Origin of the sequence: Rossellomorea sp. FM04394 (assembly GCF_041889765.1) — a bacterium.
GTDB classification, from domain to species: Bacteria; Bacillota; Bacilli; order Bacillales; family Bacillaceae_B; genus Rossellomorea; species Rossellomorea aquimaris_B.
The window spans coordinates 508,078-526,335 of the sequence record NZ_CP168654.1 but is presented as its reverse complement, the minus strand read 5'-3'; the positions used below and the strand labels follow the sequence as shown (position 1 = coordinate 526,335).

Annotated in this window: 19 protein-coding genes; 8 read left to right on the top strand and 11 right to left on the bottom strand. The window is 43.9% G+C overall.

Annotated features, from left to right (window positions below; genetic code table 11):
- The first annotated feature begins 21 nt into the window (after window positions 1-21).
- A complete protein-coding gene (locus ACCB35_RS02690) occupies window positions 22-474 on the top strand; it encodes a DUF2269 family protein (RefSeq protein WP_374055625.1) in 453 nt (150 codons plus the stop codon).
- 135 nt (window positions 475-609) lie between these two features.
- A complete protein-coding gene (locus tag ACCB35_RS02685) occupies window positions 610-1,053 on the top strand; it encodes an N-acetyltransferase family protein (protein ID WP_374055624.1) in 444 nt (147 codons plus the stop codon).
- A gap of 95 nt (window positions 1,054-1,148) precedes the next feature.
- Here the strand turns inward: ACCB35_RS02685 and ACCB35_RS02680 are convergent, their stop codons facing one another.
- Both ACCB35_RS02680 and ACCB35_RS02675 read right to left on the bottom strand, forming a co-directional pair.
- A complete protein-coding gene (locus ACCB35_RS02680; RefSeq protein ID WP_374055623.1) occupies window positions 1,149-2,246 on the bottom strand; it encodes an acyltransferase in 1,098 nt (365 codons plus the stop codon).
- 356 nt (window positions 2,247-2,602) lie between these two features.
- Window positions 2,603-2,896: a phospholipase gene (locus ACCB35_RS02675; protein ID WP_374055622.1), complete on the bottom strand. Its 294-nt coding sequence runs from the start codon at window positions 2,894-2,896 to the stop codon at window positions 2,603-2,605.
- 179 nt (window positions 2,897-3,075) lie between these two features.
- Here ACCB35_RS02675 and ACCB35_RS02670 point away from each other — a divergent pair, with 179 nt between their 5' ends.
- Entirely contained in the window at window positions 3,076-3,579 is a 504-nt protein-coding gene (locus tag ACCB35_RS02670; RefSeq protein WP_374055621.1) for a peroxiredoxin family protein, read from the top strand.
- A 23-nt stretch (window positions 3,580-3,602) separates the two neighbouring features.
- Here the strand turns inward: ACCB35_RS02670 and ACCB35_RS02665 are convergent, their stop codons facing one another.
- Window positions 3,603-4,535 carry a phosphotransferase gene (locus tag ACCB35_RS02665; protein ID WP_374055620.1) on the bottom strand — a complete coding sequence of 311 codons (933 nt, stop codon included), beginning with the start codon at window positions 4,533-4,535 and terminating at the stop codon, window positions 3,603-3,605.
- A gap of 110 nt (window positions 4,536-4,645) precedes the next feature.
- Between ACCB35_RS02665 and ACCB35_RS02660 the strand changes: the two genes are divergently transcribed.
- Window positions 4,646-5,668 carry an NADP-dependent oxidoreductase gene (locus ACCB35_RS02660; protein WP_374056934.1) on the top strand — a complete coding sequence of 341 codons (1,023 nt, stop codon included), beginning with the start codon at window positions 4,646-4,648 and terminating at the stop codon, window positions 5,666-5,668.
- Window positions 5,669-5,950: 282 nt separating this feature from the next.
- Entirely contained in the window at window positions 5,951-7,399 is a 1,449-nt protein-coding gene (gene aldA / locus ACCB35_RS02655) for an aldehyde dehydrogenase (RefSeq protein WP_374055619.1), read from the top strand.
- A 236-nt stretch (window positions 7,400-7,635) separates the two neighbouring features.
- Here aldA and ACCB35_RS02650 read toward each other — a convergent pair whose 3' ends face one another.
- Window positions 7,636-7,869, bottom strand: coding sequence for a hypothetical protein (locus ACCB35_RS02650; protein WP_044339180.1), 234 nt, complete (start codon window positions 7,867-7,869; stop codon window positions 7,636-7,638).
- A gap of 165 nt (window positions 7,870-8,034) precedes the next feature.
- Complete coding sequence (locus tag ACCB35_RS02645) at window positions 8,035-8,451, bottom strand: GNAT family N-acetyltransferase (protein ID WP_374055618.1); 417 nt, start codon at window positions 8,449-8,451, stop codon at window positions 8,035-8,037.
- Between the two features lie 131 nt (window positions 8,452-8,582).
- Between ACCB35_RS02645 and ACCB35_RS02640 the strand changes: the two genes are divergently transcribed.
- Window positions 8,583-9,383: a VLRF1 family aeRF1-type release factor gene (locus tag ACCB35_RS02640; RefSeq protein WP_374055617.1), complete on the top strand. Its 801-nt coding sequence runs from the start codon at window positions 8,583-8,585 to the stop codon at window positions 9,381-9,383.
- Window positions 9,384-9,663: 280 nt separating this feature from the next.
- The gene (locus ACCB35_RS02635) at window positions 9,664-9,951 is read left to right on the top strand and encodes a hypothetical protein (RefSeq protein WP_044339178.1); all 288 of its coding nucleotides are present in this window, start codon (window positions 9,664-9,666) and stop codon (window positions 9,949-9,951) included.
- 100 nt (window positions 9,952-10,051) lie between these two features.
- On the opposite strand, the gene ACCB35_RS02630 is transcribed toward ACCB35_RS02635, so the two are convergent.
- Window positions 10,052-12,013: a phospholipase D-like domain-containing protein gene (locus tag ACCB35_RS02630; RefSeq protein ID WP_374055616.1), complete on the bottom strand. Its 1,962-nt coding sequence runs from the start codon at window positions 12,011-12,013 to the stop codon at window positions 10,052-10,054.
- A 303-nt stretch (window positions 12,014-12,316) separates the two neighbouring features.
- On the bottom strand, window positions 12,317-13,120 hold the full coding sequence (locus tag ACCB35_RS02625) for an RDD family protein (protein ID WP_374055615.1): 804 nt from the start codon (window positions 13,118-13,120) through the stop codon (window positions 12,317-12,319).
- Between the two features lie 104 nt (window positions 13,121-13,224).
- On the opposite strand from ACCB35_RS02625, the gene ACCB35_RS02620 reads away from it, so the two are divergent.
- Entirely contained in the window at window positions 13,225-14,184 is a 960-nt protein-coding gene (locus tag ACCB35_RS02620) for a stage II sporulation protein M (protein WP_374055614.1), read from the top strand.
- On the opposite strand, the gene ACCB35_RS02615 is transcribed toward ACCB35_RS02620, so the two are convergent.
- Genes ACCB35_RS02615 through ACCB35_RS02600 form a run of 4 tightly spaced genes read right to left on the bottom strand, consistent with a single transcriptional unit; the run spans window position 14,176 to window position 18,209 of the window.
- Window positions 14,176-15,534, bottom strand: a complete 1,359-nt coding sequence (locus ACCB35_RS02615) for a DUF58 domain-containing protein (RefSeq protein WP_374055613.1) — start codon at window positions 15,532-15,534, stop codon at window positions 14,176-14,178. The genes ACCB35_RS02620 and ACCB35_RS02615 overlap by 9 nt on opposite strands.
- Entirely contained in the window at window positions 15,485-16,414 is a 930-nt protein-coding gene (locus ACCB35_RS02610) for an AAA family ATPase (RefSeq protein WP_374055612.1), read from the bottom strand. Before ACCB35_RS02610 ends, ACCB35_RS02615 begins: the two co-directional genes overlap by 50 nt.
- The gene (locus tag ACCB35_RS02605; RefSeq protein ID WP_374055611.1) at window positions 16,411-17,541 is read right to left on the bottom strand and encodes a DUF4350 domain-containing protein; all 1,131 of its coding nucleotides are present in this window, start codon (window positions 17,539-17,541) and stop codon (window positions 16,411-16,413) included. Before ACCB35_RS02605 ends, ACCB35_RS02610 begins: the two co-directional genes overlap by 4 nt.
- A gap of 23 nt (window positions 17,542-17,564) precedes the next feature.
- Complete coding sequence (locus ACCB35_RS02600) at window positions 17,565-18,209, bottom strand: DUF4129 domain-containing protein (RefSeq protein ID WP_374056933.1); 645 nt, start codon at window positions 18,207-18,209, stop codon at window positions 17,565-17,567.
- Window positions 18,210-18,258: the final 49 nt, after the last annotated feature.

Sequence of the window (18,258 nt, the reverse complement as noted above, 5' to 3'; positions counted from 1 at the left end):
CCTTAGATGGAGGTGAATAACATGTCAATTTATGGACTATTGGTTCTTGTCCACGTCGTTGCTGCAGTCGCTGGACTTGGTGCAAGCTTTGCCATGCCGGCCGTGATGAAAACACCTGAAACCTCACATCAGGCTAAATTCTCATTAGAGCTTAGCAAAAAGATCGAAACCTTTGCAAAAGTCGGCAGTATCGTTTTACTTATTACTGGTCTCATTATGGGTATTATGAACCCTTATTTATTCAAAACAGGTTGGTATATCGCGTCCATCGTGATCTACATAGGTGTTCAATTCATCGTTGCAGGCATCATGCCGAAAAAAGTGAAGCAAATGGCCGAGATCATCCACAGTCACAAAGGCGATGACGTCCCTGAGTCTTACGGAAAAATCAACTCAGAATTAAAACCATTCAATATCATTATACATAGTGCAGCCATTATTCTTATCATCTTAATGTCTATCAAACCATTTTAATCTGAGTCCGCCAGCCTGCTTGCTGCGGGCTGGTTTTTTATTGGATTGAGCCGGGAGTTGATTAATTCTGGGTCCATCATCAGAAGCATGTTCTCTCCCCACTCTCATAAAATAATGAATAAAGGGAGGGATTGGATGAAGGTAGCTCGGGCACGACTTTCAGACTTAGAAGGAATTGTGGACCTTTTTAATTCTTATCGTATGTTTTATCATCAAGTGTCGGATAGGTCTGGAGCAAAACGGTATCTTGAAGAACGATTGACGCAGGATGAATCTGTCATTTTTGTTGCGGTCGAAAAAGAAAGGTATGTAGGCTTCACCCAGTTGTATCCTTCTTTCTCCTCTATTTACATGGAGGAGATATGGAAGCTGAACGACCTCTATGTTTCTCAAGAAGTAAGAAATCAAGGTGCCGGACAGATGTTATTAGACGCTGCCAAAGAGCACGCTGAGCAAACCAATGCAAAGTCGCTTATTTTGGAAACCGACTGGGACAATGTTCATGCGCAGAGATTATATGAAAAGAATGGTTATATAAAGGAAGAGACCGTGTATCACTACACTCTCTCCTTAAGGTAAAAAAGGTTACTTGAACTCATCGACCTTGCTCATTTCATGTAGAAACAGTAGAATCTCACAAAAAAAGAACCGGGCATTCAACCCGGTTCTTTCGTCTAAGCCGTAGCTTCTTTTGATGAAACAGTTCTTACACTTTCTTTGTTTGGTGTTTTTTTGATTTTTGGTACAGGAATGAAATAACTGCTAAATGGAACCTGCTGAATAAGTCGGATCAAACCTACACAAATTAATAAAACGGCGACAAATGTGATTGGCAGATACATCATATTCCATGTAGAAGCAGGTAAATATATTTTCATCAAGTGAAGAACAAAAGGATGAACCAGGTAAATCCCCATTGAATACTTTCCTAATAACGTCAGAGGTTTTTTCAGAACACTCCATTGGGAAAGTAAAGGATACATTCCGATAGTAGCAATGCTCAATAGAGGGATATTCAATAAATTGCTTGCTCTTCGGTTCGTAAGATCTCCATTGAGCGTATACTCTACGATTGCTCCTGCTGTTATGAGTAATGATAGGATTAGCATCATCCAGGGAAAGTCAGTTGCAAAATCCCTGATATCCTCCCAGAAGAAGGCCAATAGCCCACCGAATGAAAAATAGAACATCCATAACGGCATGAACGATTTGCTTGCCATAAACTCTCCGATGAACCCTTCGATTCCAGGGTCAAAACCGATCATATTATAACTGATAAAGAATGAAATGACCGTTAAAATAATCAATCCCATTTTCGTTCTGAATACTTTTTGCAGGATAGGAAAGATAAAATAAAATTGAACGATAATAGCAATAAAATAGAGATGATAGAAGTGACCGCCTGTAAAGATCTTCACAAGCTCTGTTTTTATTGCTCCAATCTGTTGATTATCAAAATAATAGAGTAAGAAACGATAGACCAAGCTCCATAATATCAAGGGCATAATGATTTTTGATATTCTGGAAGAGATAAATTTATTAAATGAATACGTGTTTCTTTTTACTTGATAGAATAATAGAAAACCGGCAATCACAACAAATATAGGCGTTCCAAAACGACCTACTTGATTTAAAAAGTATGAAAACCAATTGAACGTATTATCATTCATTGAGTAATAAGTAGCTGATACGTGAACTCCCAATACAGCTAAACAAGCAAATGCTCTTAAAAAATGAATTTCAAAAAGATATTTTTTCTTTTGTGTTGACACGGTCTCTCCCCTTTCTTGCTGTCAATATCATAGGTAATTGTAATAGAATCAGGCATAAAAATCCGTGAACAAATGTAAAAAGCAACTTTTGTTCTAAATCCTTATAGAATACTTTCATACCATCGTTCCCTTAAGGAAACGCCTGTCATCAGCATGAAAGGTATAAAAGATTAAATTCGCTAATTTTCTTCATTTGCAAAAATAAGAACAATGTCTTATTAGAGTACACTAGCCATTTTTATACAAATATCGACAAAATTCAACACCAACTTACTTGAAAAAGAGGGAATAAGTGGATAAGAAATGATCTCAAACTAAATAAAATAGACCGCTTGAACAATCCAAGCGGCCCCTATCTATATCCAAGACTTAGGGCACCGATCTCCCTGACATGTGACCTTCGTCTGCAACTTCATATACTGATACATTAGATAGGCATGTCTTCCTTCTCGAGTATCGGGATCAATATGGTTCCTAAGCTTTCTCATAAACATTCGGTCACACTGACAACTTGGACCGTATCGCTCATAGCACAGGTCATGGTCCTTACATGCTGCGTCAACTGAGTTGATGGGGGCGCCGGGTCCGCTGCATCCCGGTCCGCACCACTTGTATCCCGGGAAAATACACAGATTTGGACCTGTCTTCATTCTTCTCATATCCTTCGTCCTTTCTACTCACTTTGCACATTAGTACGTTTTGTTTCTCTCACAAGGGGAAATACAATCCATGTAAGCAAATTAATTACTCTATTCTATGCATCACGCTTCCGTCAGGATTGTCCTGACGCCTATCTGACTAGAAAGAAAACAAATAGGAGGAATGAATAATGGCAACTTTTCATTTAAATGATACGGTACCAAATTTCACGCTCCCGGCAGTTTCAGGTGAGACGTTCTCGTTCGAGGACCATCAAAGAGAGCATCAAAGCTGGCATCTCATCGTTTTCTTCAGGGGCTCATGGTGCCCGGTATGTCAGGAAGAGTTAAGAGAACTTCAAGCAAACAAAGAGGATTTTGAAAAACATAACGTTCACATACTTGCGATTTCCAGTGATAAATTGGAGGACTTACAGGAGTTTGCGAACAAAGAGGATTTGACATTCCCGGTATTAGCCGACGAAAAACTGGAGGCCATCAAAGCCTATGATGTGTTCTATCACGGTGAAGATGCCCCCTACGAGGATCACGGACAGCACGGTGAACCGGCATATTTCCTTGTGAATGAAAAAGGACAAACCATGTACCAGCAAAGACAGACGAGCCCCTTTGGCCGTCCACATGCAAACGAACTGAGAAAAATCGTGAAGTATATTCAAAAAAACGTTAAATGATATCAGAAGAGGGACGGACCTTGTTACTCAACAAGGTCCGTCCCTCTTATTAATGCAAGTTCCAAACTTTTTTGCGCTTCTACAACCGTATGAGGCTGCTTTTCATGATGACCATATAGAAGCAGGACGACGTTGGTGTAAACGGCTTTGAACCGGGCATATTCCAACTCGACATCCTCAACCTCGCCATATTCTTTGAAAAACAACTCCCGTCCCTCAGGATTGAGATAACTATATGCGAGATTTAAATCAATGGCTCGATGACCAATGTGGACGTCGCCCCAATCCAGAATCCCTGATATGATCCCGTTCTCATTCACAACCATATTTTTAAAATGCAGGTCCCCATGAACCAGCGTTGTTTCTGATGGTAATGGCTTTTTTGGTACGTATGTAAGATAGTCCTTTAACTTTCCAACCTGGTGAAAAAGATTTAGTTTTCCGATTTCATGAATGTTTTTTTCCAAGGCCGGAATCCGTTTTTCAACATCTAACCTGTCCAATTCATCATAAGGTACTCCCTGTTTCCCGGCCTCTGAAACATCCGTAAGATGCAGCTTCTTTAGAAACCATGCCAATTTGAGGGCAGAATCCCCCCCTCTATTTACCCCACGTGCCCGGGATGGAATTGTTCCTTCAACGTACCGGTAGCCGAGAAAGGGCCATTTGTATTGAGGGGAAGGCTCTCCAAAAAAGATCGGTACCGGGATTTGGAGTCCGAGGCTCTTACCATTGAGCAGTGGTAAGAGCCTTCCTTCTGTTTCTAAAAGCTTCACGGCGATATCCCGTCTTGGAAACCGGAAGACCCAATCATTGTTTACGTGCAAAACCGTGTTATCGAAACCATAGTCTATGATGTCCATTTTTGCTGGGTGAAGTTCCGGAAATTGATTCTGTATTAATGTTTTTGCCTGACTTATTGTGACAGCAATCTCAGCATCCCAACTATTCGCCACATCCTAACCACCTTTCTCAAGTGTTATTCTTTGTAGAACCTAAACCCCATGTGATAAGTTTCAAGTAATCGGAAAAAAAATTTCCAGTTAAATTACGAGGAGGAATCATGATGTTACCCGAAAAGCAGCAACAAATTCAATTAGTCGCCCGTCCTGAAGGAATGCCTGTAAAAGAGGATTTTAACTTCAAAGAGATTGAAGTTCCTAAACCATCCAAAGGACAAGTATTAGTCAAGACTCTTTATCTTTCCGTGGATCCCTATATGCGGGGCAGAATGTCTGATGCCAAGTCGTATGTAGAACCATTCCAGTTGAACGAAGCGTTGGCTGGCGGAGCAGTTGGAGAAGTCGTTGAGTCAGAATCCGGACACTTCCAAAAAGGTGATTTCGTGGTAGGAATGCTGCCTTGGCAGGAGTATTCCGTTGCCGATGAGAAGCAGGTCCGCTCCATTGATCCGAATGTCGCCCCTATTTCTACTCACTTGAGTATACTGGGAATGACTGGATTGACCGCTTATTTTGGACTACTCGATATCGGCCAGCCAAAAGAAGGCGAAACCGTGGTGGTATCTGGTGCTGCGGGTGCAGTAGGCTCTGTAGTTGGACAAATCGCCAAAATCAAAGGAGCCCGTGTTGTCGGGATTGCAGGTTCAGATGAAAAAGTAAGCTACCTGACAGATACGCTTGGATTCGACGCGGGAATCAACTATAAAACAACGGACAACATCTATGCTGCGTTAAAAGAAGCTTGTCCAAACGGCATCGATGTATACTTCGAAAACGTTGGTGGTGAAATCGGTGATGCTGCCCTTAGTTTACTAAATAAACATGCACGTGTACCAGTGTGCGGAGCGATTTCTTCTTATAACAAAACGGATCGCGATCTGGGACCACGCGTACAAACCAGATTGATCAAATCAAGCGCACTCATGAAGGGCTTTGTCGTCAACGACTACAATGACCGCTTCAAAGAAGGAGCAACAGAACTTGGCCAATGGCTTTCCCAAGGAAAACTCCAATACGAAGAAACCATCACAGAAGGCTTGGAAAACGTAACCGATGCCTTCCTCGGACTCTTCCAAGGCAAAAACATCGGCAAACAACTCGTCAAAATCGCCGACCCAAGCAAATAACCTAACTTGAGGGACGGACCTTCATTTTCACTCAAATCCTATTAATTCAGCATTTTGGTTGAAGGATTGAGTGGATGAGGTCCGTCCCTCTGTCTTTACTTCTTCATTATATTCCCAGAAGCGAGCCCACATCTTCACTTAACCCCCTTTGTATAAAGGTCTCAGCTTAGTAAATGGGTGGAACGAGGTCCGTCCCTCACACATCCCCATGTTTACCCCTTCCTATTAAACGGGAAAAGAAGGAGGTATGAATATGAAACAGTTTTACAAGGAGGAGTAAACGTGAAGAAGTATCAGTTGTATATTAATGGTGAGTTTGTGGATAGTACGTCGAAGGATACGCTGGACGTGATCAATCCTGCGAATGAGGAGACGATTTCCTCCATTCAGTTGGGTACGGAAGAGGATGTCAATCATGCGATTGATGCTGCTCATTCTGCTTTTCTATCGTGGGAGAAGGTCCCTTCCAAGGAACGTGCTTCCTATTTATATAAGATAGCCGATAAGCTGGAAGAACGAAAAGACCAGTTTGTTCAGATGCTGACCGAAGAAAACGGCAAAACATTGAATTCATCAGAAGATGAGCTGGATGTTGCCATCGAGTATTTCCGCTACATGGCTGGTTGGGCGTTAAGATACGAAGGCGAAATTCTTGAGAGTGAACGCTCCAATGAAAACATTCTTGTATACAAGAAGCCGATCGGCGTCGTAGCAGGAATCGTCCCGTGGAACTTCCCGATGTTCATCCTGGCCAGGAAAGTGGCCCCTGCGATTGTAACGGGTTGTACCATTGTCCTGAAACCAAGTCAGTACACACCAAATACAGCATGTGAGTTTTCTAAGATCATAGACGAAGTCGGGCTGCCAAAAGGAGTCTTCAACCTTGTGACCGGTAAAGGGTCCGATATCGGGAACCCAATGTCCAGTCACCACAAAGTACGCATGGTGTCCATGACAGGAAGCTACCCGGCTGGTTCAAAAGTGATGGAAGCCGCGTCGAAGTCCATTACAAAAGTAAATCTTGAGCTGGGTGGTAAGGCTCCTGCCATTGTCACCAAGCATGCGAATATTGATCTTGCCGTTGAAAAGATCAAAACGTCAAGAATCACCAACTCCGGGCAGGCATGTACGAATGCGGAACGAGTGTACGTCCACGAGGATGTAGCAGAAGAATTCATCAGCAAAATGACCGAAGCGATGAAAAACACGACAGTCGGAGATCCGACCAACCGGGACAACGACATCGGACCTCTTGTGAATAAAGATCGACTTGAAACCGTAACTGAAATGGTCAATACAGCAGTCGAAAACGGGGCGAAAATCCTTACCGGCGGGAAACCGCTCAATGTGGATAAAGGGTTCTACTACGAGCCTACCATTCTCATAGATGTAAAACAGGATATGGAGATCATCCAGGAAGAGATCTTTGGACCGGTCCTTCCCATTATGACATACAAGGATTTCGATGAAGTCATCGAGCTGGCCAACGATACCGAATATGGCCTCTCTTCATCCATCTTCAGTGAAAATCTCCATGAAATCATGAGAGCCGCCAATGAACTTCGATATGGTGAAACTTTCGTCAATCGTGAAAACTTCGAAGCCATCAACGGTTTCCACGCTGGCCGCGGTCAATCAGGACTTGGTGGAGCAGATGGTAAACACGGACTTAACGAATACCTGGAAACGCATGTTGTTTATCTTGAGTACGATGAGAACTATAAAGGATAACAACCTAAAGAAAAGCCTGCCCGCTTTAATCCTAAAAGCGGGCAGGCTTTTTCAATGGAGAGTTTCACCCAACAAAAAAAGCCCCGCTAAGCAGTCAGGACTTTTCAACCGGTCATTTGATTAGGCTATGATAAAAAAATTGGCTAAAGCAAGTAATAATAGAATAATAGCAACTCCAGAACTCATCCAAAGAATATCGTTAAAATCCATTTTCAAATCGGCTAGTTTATCCTTGTTTAGCAACGAACTTCACTCCCTTGAAGATTCTCAATAAATCCGATGACTTTGAAAATCGAAAGGTCCAATTTAGGATCTGTGGATGTTGAACAATGCGCGCACTCGATTTGATTGACATTCATGGTTGAACGGAATTCATTCTCACAATGTGTGCACTCCAGTATATGTAGATCCTTTTTCTTACCCTTGCGATCAAATTGAATGCGCTCTCTACCTTGGTTAATATAGCTCACTTTATTCTCTCCCGTCGTGTGTTATTTAGTACATATTTACCCGATGGAAAGAACATAAAACATGATTTATCTGATTTCTTCAAGAAAATATGCTTCAAAAGCATATTGGGAATTTTTATAGAAGAAACAACTCCAAACGAAAAAACAACCAGCCCCGGCTGGTTGCTACAATCGTTTCTCCATAAAACACTGACTATGACCCTTAGGAAAATCTTTAAGGACCCCGAATGCCTTATACCCCAATTTTTCATAAAAATGAGGGGCTTGAAAGCTGAATGTATCCAATATAACAAGGTGGCATCCCTTCTCCCTCGCGTACTCTTCTATCCGGTGAATCAGTTTTGAGCCGTATCCCCCATGCCGATAGTCATCTGCCACCCATAGAAAATCAATATGGAGGTGATGCCAGAACATCTCTCCCACCACTCCGCCAACGATTTCACCCTCATCATTCCTCATAACAAAACTGATTTTCTCCAGGGGCGTCTTGGTCTCCTCATCTATTTGTGACATATTGTATTCGATTAATTTATTACGTATGTAATCACTATCTTCTTGGACCCACTGCTTCTCTATATTCATTGGTTCCCCTCCCTTCCCCCTATTTTTTCCTATTATAGTCCTTTCGTCAATTCCCTTTTTTTACAAAATAATGTTTAAGAGGGGCCTCTACCGTTTATATGAAAAGTAAACATTCTTTAAGGAGGAGTTCCATGTCTTTCAAAAAAACACTGAGCGTATTGGAAAACTTATACTTACAGAAGCCGGATAAGCTATTGACGGTTTACTTGAATACGGACCGCAGCGACCCCGATCAGCAGGGCGGTGAATGGAAAATCGCCCTCAAAAACGGTTTTAACCGCTTGGAGGAATACCTTGAAAGTGCGCCGGAGGAAAAAGAAAGGCTTCAATCGATCCGCCCGAAGATAGAAAACTATGTGTATGGTTTAGAGCGTGAACTGCCAAGAAGTTTTATCATTTTCGCTTCAGCGGATAGCGGCATCTGGGAGACCTTCGAGCTTCAGGTACCAGTTGAAACCAATTTTTATTGGGAGGAGAAACCTCACCTGGGTCAATTGAAATCCCTGCATAAAGAATATCCTTACACAGGACTCGTGCTTCTTCAGCAAAATCAAATCAAAATCCTTACTTCTGCCTTTGGAGAGATTCAGTCCAGCGAATTTATGGAGTTCGACTTAGAAACAGATGATTGGCGGAAACATGAAGGGCCTCACCACGCAGACGTCAGCATGGGAAGCGGCGGAGGAAAGGCCAATCAGCAAGAAGAATTTGATAATCGCCTCAAGGCCAACCAGCAGCGCTGGTGGAAAAGCCTCGGCAGCATCCTGGACAAAAAGGCAGCCGATGAAAAATGGGAACGTATCGTCCTCGTTGGGGATAAAGAAGAAGCCGCTGTATTGGAAGAAAGCATGAATAAAGAGGTCCATGAAACGATTGGTAAGAACTTGCTGAATGAGAATGAGCATAAGGTTGTGGAAAAACTCCTGGCATAATCATAGAGCCCACCTTCTTAGAATGAGACGGTGGGCTCTATTGGTTAACCGTTAGGCGAGATTGGATTTCCGCTGGATCGTTCCAAGATAAAGGTTATCTGCCATTTCCGGGATTTGCGTGCCCTATTTCATATTTATATGCCGTTTTACATACTTGGATAAAAATCAACACAATGTCCACCACCACCGTCATCAACCTCTCCATCCCACAAAAACAATTCCCTCAAACAGGCACACGCCCCCCATTCATTCATACACTGAAATAAGGAGGTGTGTGTCCGTGCTTTCACGAATTAAATGGTTATCCTTTTCAATCGAATTGTTCTTGGCGGTTCCGATCTTTGGCAATATTGCTGGAGACGCAATCCCTTTTCTCCTGTGTTTAGTGGCTTTGTGGCATGCGAGCGTGTTGTATATTTCAAGATCAGAAGATCAGCCGATCCTTGGAAGCGCCCTTGGTATCCTTGCTTCCTTCTTAAACTTCTTCCCGGTCATCCGATTGATTGCCCATGCGATCACTGCAATTGTACTTATTTTTGAAATTCAGAAGGCTCCGGGGATGGAGTAAATACTGGCACCAATGGAAAAACGGATGATTCTCCAATGAGAATCATCCGTTTTCATTTATTATACCCATAACACATCTTCTCACTTCAATTCTCTAACCCTTACTGCACAACCCCACCAGCATTCACGTACCTCGCGTTAAACTCCTGCAGGAATTGATTCGTGATGGCATCATCATGGATGATAAGCATGTTTTCATCATTCACATTATTACCGTTTTCACTCCAGTTGGTCGACCCTACTATGACGGTCGGGTCGCTGTTTGTGCCGGCATCGATGAGCATGGTTTTGGCATGGAGCTTCCGGCTTTCAATTGCCTGGTACACGGGTGCAGGGTTTGCCCAGCGCGTGTTTGGATTGTTGGTGCTTGTTTGCGTAGCCGTTCTTCCTGTCATTTCAATGCTTGCCGACCACCATTGATTCCAGAAGCTTGCATCGAATAGACCTTTTACATCAAAGCCTGTCAGCGTCCCCTGGTCATCCACATAGCTACCTTCCCATTTGTTCTTTAATTCGTCCACAAGGGCCTGGTCGCTCCAAGCGAAGATGGTAAAGTAGGCACTGTCATCTGCTTCTGTTTTTATAAGTTCTGTCATTCGTCCAACGGCATCGTCCCCGGATGAGAAATACACTTCCACCGTATCCCCGCCGATCGTCACCGTATGGGGCGTGTTATCCACTTTACGTGTGCTAAAGTTGGATACCGCGTTATTCGGCGTCGTGGTTGCACTTCCCCACATTTCTTCAAACTCTGTCTTATAAATGGATGCGAGTTCCGGAGAGTGAACCTCCACGACATGCTGCTGGTTTCCGTCAAGGATTCCTTGGTTCATGTTTTCTTCGGAGCCGTAAAGACCAGTAATCGTGAAATTCCAGCTTCCTGTGAAAACCCACTTCCCATCTACCACGGCGAATTTATTATGCATCTGATTCCCAGGAGAATAATAGCTGTCCGTCTCTTTCAATTCCCCTTCAACAAACATATAGCCCGTTGTCGCAGTGCTTCCCACCGTCACGTTTCGTTGTGGAAAATCACTGAAGCTTGCAGGTAAATCATAAGCTGCCCGCTTCACGGTATCTTCGACTACAAACATAGGGGAATCCGATAAAATATGAGCGTCATCCGCTGATCCTAGTACTCCATCCTGACCGCGGACAAGCTTTTCCAAGTATAACCGCATGGTTTCATAGCGTTCAGCGTAATGAGGATCCGATCCATCCTTGGCATCAGCCAGGATTCGAACGTCCACACCTTGTGCTGCTTTTTCCATCAGCGTATCGACCACTCTGGGCAAATTGATTTCATAAGTGGCAAAGTCAATGGACGTTGTTGCTTCATTCAAACGTTCAATGAGACGATCTTCAAGGTTCACGTTGTAGTTTGCTTCGTTGCCCGGCATTGCATATTGAGTGGAGGCACTTTTGTTGAAATAGACGTTGATGGCTCCAAGCTCCTCGCTTACATTCGTGAGTGATTCGCTGCCATTACTGATCGGAGCCGTTGAGTTAGCTGCTTTAGGGGTACCAAATCCACCTTCATAGGAAGCCGTTGCAGTGCTCCAATTGGCTGGATCCGTACCGCTTTTAGAACGGTCATTTCGTTCCATCGTGGCTTTCGTGGTGTTGTCACCGGCGTACCAGCTGTTTACTTCATCGATGATGGCACCGGAGGCATCTTTCAAATACAGAACTTCATTGGAATTCCCAAGGCTTCCTGTATAGATTTGATCCGCTGCGACAGTTGAAATCGTGCCATCGCTCGTTCTTTCCAGAAGAAAAAAGTCGTTTGGCGATACTGTACCGCTTAAACCGATACTCGGTGATCCATCCTGGGCTTCAAGCACCCATCCATCCATGGATAGATCTGATGAGGTTGTATTGTACAATTCAATCCATTCATTGTTATAGGATCCCGTTGTCCCCATCCAGGCCACTTCATTGATGACAGCAGACCCCGGTGCGGCAGCCATACTCTTGTCCATATATTCCTGAGGCTGGATGAACCCTCCAGTAAGTAAAAACAGTATACTGATAATCGATAAAGATATCTTTTTCTTCCTCATACCCTTTCCCCTTTCAATGTAAATAACAAATGTATTTAAATGATTACAGTACAAGTATATTTTGTCGTTTTTTGTAATGTAATGGGATAATGGACACTATTTTTCTAATTATTTTGTAAATAGTTTAGAGATTTTGTAAACCATCATACCTATTTCCCTACTATTTTTACTTAATTTTCTATGTATACATCTAATTTATTGAAAGATTCCTTTAATAGCGACGAGGAATCTTTATTAGGTATAAAGGCCTCGTCATCTGACAAATAAAAAAACAGCAAAGCCCTCTCCAGACTTTGCTGCTTTCTACAGTTCAAATTCCCATTCTTCCCTTAATGCCAGGTATAAAAGGAGAAGGGTATCCTCAAGCTCCTCATATGTTTTATCCTGCACGTCTAATCCAAGTTTAGGATAGAGGATAAGGGCAAGCTTTTTGGTTAATTGGTTTCGCTCTGAAAGGGGGAGCTGAACGAATCGGTTACTGTACGTTTTGATCAGATTCCATTCTTTCGCACCGAGCTGCTTTAATTCCCATTCTTCCACTATAAAGTTCTCTTTCCTCAAGCCGCGGCGGAGGATTTCCTTCTCGATGGCTTTTTCTTTTCGTTTTCCTTTGACGCGTCTCTCATGAACAACGATGGTTCCGGCAACGAGATCTCCCACCCTCTTATGTTTAGAATGCAGGAAGATCATGACCATGCCTATAAAATAAGAGACGGGAAGCATGTCGATGATTCTTAATAGATTGCGAATAAAGCAGGATAAGAGAGTGACGCTGTGTCCGTTTTCCTGCATTACCCGGATCCCCAGCAATCGCTTTCCTACCGTCTTTCCACCCCAGAAGTATTCTAAAGCAAAGAAATACCCCCAGTTGAGAAAGAAGATGGCGATGATGGCGATCCCCCATAATGTGGAGTCGATTTCCAACATGCTAAATATGCCATTATCCCCGGACGTCGCGAAATACAGGAGCACAAAGATCAGGATGTTTACGACCGTTAACAGCAGCTGATCGATCATCAGGGCTGCAGCCCGGCTGCCTAATCCTGCAGGTTGGAATTGCAGGGAAACATATTCAGGGGTTTTAATATCGACTTGTTCTTCATGCAATACAATCCCCTCCTTATGGATGAAATTACCTTTAACGGTTTCTATTTTTTTCTAGACTTACTATAATAAGAGATAAGAAATCAAAAGAACAAGTAGGTGTCACAATGAACGTGAAGCAATTTGTCAAACAGCACCGGGACGACTGGAAGCAGTTAGAAGATCTCCTCGGGACTCTTCGCAAGAGGAAGAATACAACGGGCCCTAACATTGATCATTTCAACCGTCTTTATCAAAAGGCTGCCCAGAATCTTTCCTACAGCCAGACTTATTTTCCAGGAGAAGAAGTGACCGATTATTTGAACGGCCTCGTATCAAAGTCTCACAATCTATTATATAAAGACCAAATCTCAAGTGGAAAACAGATTAGACATTTTTTCTCAACGACTTTTATCGGATTACTGCTTGAGCAGTGGAAGTTCGTTGTCACGGCGATGCTTTTATTTACGATCGGTGCACTCGGTGCCTTCATTTCTGTCGTGAATGATCCACTTCACCTTTATTCCATTTTACCACCTGAGATGTCCCAAGGGGTGGATCCTTCTCATCTCGGGAAAAGTGACGGAAGAGTGGATTCTTCACTTATGTCGGCTGCCATTATGACCAATAACATCAAAGTCGCCTTCCTTGCCTTTGCCGGCGGTGTGACATTTGGCCTGTTGACGGTCTATATGCTTGTGTACAACGGAATCATTGTAGGCGCCCTGGCCGCTGTCTTCTGGCATCAGGGAATGAGCTATGAATTCTGGGCTTACATCGTACCCCATGGAATGATCGAGCTTACAGCCATCTTCATTGCAGGTGGTGCGGGACTCTTGATGGGCTATAAGCTCTTTGTACCCGGACGTTTCACACGGGGCTACCAATTAAAGCAGCAAGCCAAACGATCGGTCCAGCTGCTGCTCGGAACTGTACCCCTGTTTGTGATCGCCGGGATCATCGAAGGATTCATCACACCTGCTGCCATACCTCTACTCGCAAAATATATGGTTGCCTTTTTAACGGTTATCGGTCTGATTCTCTATATGTTGATCGGAAGGCTTCGGCTAAAAGCAAGACTACAGTAACCCCCGATTCATCATATCGATATAGTACGAAACAGCAGTAGCGGCCAGTTTCTCTTCACGGGCCTCCACCATCAGGAGGCCCTGCTTTTCCCACTTGGCTTTCTCCCTTTTCTTCACGAGCATCTGCTTCTGGGCCATACTCTTCATCATCGCCTGCTCTGAATCGACAGGTTCTGTCTTGATCCGTTTGACCAGCATCCCGTCTTCAACCCCAATCGTTAAAAAGAGATGCTGTTTCCGCAGGCGCTGTAAATAAAACAGGGCGCTGTCTTCATGAAGGAAGGTGTGTACGTCACTGAATAATAAGAGCAGACTCCGCTTTTTCTGAACCGTTTGAACATAGTGGAGGACGGCAGCATAATTGGACTCGGCTGCGTCCACTTCCAAATGATAAATGCGATGAAGGATCGTTTGCAGATGCGCCATCCCTTTTGCCGGAGGGATATATACCTTCACATCTTTACTGAAAGCAAGGACCGAAACATAGTCCCCATTTTGAAGGGCCGCTGCCGTTATGGTCAGGGCAGCCTCCAGGGATTTCTCCAACCGGTTTCCTTTCTTCAGTTCCGCTCCCATCATCCTTCCGCAATCGATGAGTATCGTGATGTACTTCCCATGCTCAGGTTCATATTCATTGGTCATCACTTCCCGGAGCTTTGCGGTTTGACGCCAGTTGATTTTTCTGGGATCGTCCCCGAGTACATAATTTCTAATCTTGGAGAATTCTCCGGCACCGCTTTGCTGCTTACGGATCTTCACCCCTTCATACAGTAAGAATTGCTGTGCACTCTCCAATACTTTCTTCGTTTCAGTAAGATCCGGAATGACTTTGACCCCATCGTGGAGTTCCACTGTTTTTTGTTTTTCCCATAAACCGAGGGAGCTTCGATAGCGAAGATACAGCTTCGTCAGGTTATAGTCTCCCCTTACCGGTGTCACCACATCATAGGTTAAGGTCCCTGCTGAATCCTTTTCAAGCTTCCCTTCTAAGGGAAATGATGTTATAAAGCTTTGCGGGGTACCATCCAGGATCCGAAACTCCATGCCACGGGAAGATCTATTCATGACTTCAAGCTCTACGACATAATCAAGACCCCTTTCCATTTGATCCGGAATATGGCGCTTGACGTCTATTTCCTTTTTGGATGGTGACAGAGTCAAGTCCATGAGACTCACGACGATAAATAAGCCATTCAATACAAAAATGATTGTCCATGACAGCCCAATAAACGTTCCTGCAAGAAGGAGCACTGAAAATAGGAGATATGAAATCAACAACTTCCCCGTCGGCAATATCCCCTTATCTCGGAACAGGAATCGACCCAACAAGCTCTTGGATGACTTGGTCAATGGTCACTCCCTCCAATTCCACATGCGGGGATAGCTGGATGCGGTGTCTCAGGGCAGGTCTTGCCACGATCTTGATATCATCCGGTGTGACATAGTCCCGTCCTGACAGGTAGGCCCATGCCCGTCCCGCTTTTCCAATCGAAATCGCCGCCCTTGTACTTGCCCCGAAGCGGATCGACTCCGTTTCACGGGTTTTTCTTACAATTTGCATAATATAGTCCAGTACTGCGTCACTAAGTGTGACATCCTCGATTTCCCTTCTGATGGAGAGGAAGGTTTCCATGTCTAGAACCGCTCCCACTTCACTTGCATCATAATGATTCTCAATCACTTGTTTTAAAACGTTTTTCTCTTCCTCAAAGGAAGGAAAATCAATGTCGAGCTTAAAGAGGAATCGATCCTGCTGTGCTTCAGGCAGTGGGTAGGTTCCTTCAAATTCAATCGGATTCTGGGTGGCCACCACAAAAAACACTTCTTCAAGTGGATACGTTGACCCTTGAATCGTCACCTGCTTTTCTTCCATGGCTTCAAGGAGGGCCGCCTGGGTTTTGGCCGGTGTCCGGTTAATTTCATCGGCTAATAATACATTCGTGAAAATAGGCCCTTTGATCGTCTGGAAACTGCTATCCTTCATGTTGTAAATCGTACTTCCAGTGATATCGCTCGGTAACAGATCCGGAGTGAATTGAATCCGGTTGAAGCTTCCCCCGAGCAACCTGGAAAGAGTCTTCACCATTTGTGTTTTCCCTGTGCCCGGCACTCCTTCAACCAGCACATGCCCTCCTGCGAGGATGGAAGATAACAAGAGTTTGAGATTCGTGCTCTGTCCTACAATACGCTCTTCATATTTCTCCATTAAGGATGTGATTTCTGGTTTCAACGATCCTCCACCTCTTTCCTGAATAGTTCTATTCTTTTCGACCATAGTACGTATTCCTGTTTACTGATGCGTTCTTTTTCTAATACATTCCTTATCTCTGATAAAAACGAATCGATTTCTTTTTTGGAAACGGTGGTTAATTTCCTTTCCAACGTCCCGTTCAATTCCGACCATTCCTTGCTCGTCGGAATCCCCCAACGTTCCTGGAACAAAACTCTGACATACTCAGCTTGAATCACTAAGGATTCTTTGTATTGGCGCCCTTTTAAATACCAGGCTGAGAGCGCCTTGACTCGTTCATCACTGAATCGGACCGTTTCTTCCCTTGGTATGAGAATACCTCCGAATCGTTTTCCCCGCATCCAGAGCCATAGGACGGTGAGCATCAGCAATTGAAGAATTAAAAGTAACAACCATTGGGGATAAAGGGTAGTAAGGCTTGCCTCACTCTCTCCCCCGTGAAGGTATTCATCGACGAGGATCGTTTTCCGGTCGGCTCCACCGCTTTCTAATAGAGTGAGAACCAGCGGGAGGTGATCACTTTCAAGAATATTCCCGTTCATCACCCATCCCGGTGAAGTAGAAACAATCAATTGACCCCTTCCTATAGGAGAGCTGTAAGCAATCGTTCCATCCAGATCATCCAATAGAATGGTATCATCATCCGACGTTTCTAACCTTACGCCTGATAATAGATCTGTTTGATATGTATTTCCTTTTCCATCACGGATGAGCGGATTGCCCGCCCCTTCCCCTATTAAGACCGTCTTCGTGTCAAACATCCCTTTAGGATTATCCTTTAAAAGAAGAATCGTATTCCCTGCTTTCATGAAATTCTCGTAAGCTTCCATTTCTTCTTGTTCCGGTATGGAAAAAGGTTCTATCATAATCAGCAGTTGATCAGATTCATCCACAGGCAGCCTGTCAGGTGAAAAAGACCAGCGTTGTATAGAAACACCTTCGTTTTCCAAATAGGTATAAAGGGCTTTTATTCCAGAAGGAGAGGGAGACTCGGAAACATAGGCCGGGTACTCCTTAGGTTTTTCAGGAGAAAGAAATACACCGATGATGATAAATAAGCTTAGAAGTGTGGCGAGCCAGACCCACGCCTTTCTATTTGTTTTCAATGCTCGTTCCTACCTCCTTTCTCTTATGCGTAAGGCTGTGAATCCGTTTCATGTTCCAACCAGCTTAGAGCTTCCTGTTTATAGGGAAGATACTCTTCTTCCTCCACTTCCCGCTCACCATAGGCCACCTCATCAAACAGAAGGGCCAGCCTGTAGAAGCGCTCTGCCCAATCCCGATTCACTTTACGCAGTTCATCATAATACTCCCAATTTGTTTTCCAGACTTTTGCTTCGAGATAGTCTCTTTCGTGAAAGTATAATAGGAGGGCCAGGAACATATGACGGGTCGCTTTCGAATAATCTTTGAGCCCCTCTTGTTTATGTGCTTCATCTAAATGTCTTTCATAGGACCACTCCATCTCATTCATGGATTGAAGTGGTTTATTCGAACGGAACTTCCGCTTTCGGACTCCATTTCGAATGGCGAAGAATGCAACGACGAGGAGAATGGCCACTGCAATGACAATCAACGTGATGAGGATGCCCGATGCCGCCCCGCCTGTCGGTTCAAGGGAAGGGAACAGTTTTCCCAGCTGTTCTGAAAGCCATTCCTTTGCCTTCCCCCACCAACTGGCCAGCAGTCCCTGAGACTCATCACGATAGGCCTTATATTCCTCCCCATCCAGGATTTCTTCTAATTGATCCCTTGCTCTATTTTCATTCAACACTTTCTTCACCTAGCTTTCAGATCAAAAGCCCGGAAGCATGAGGTCTCCG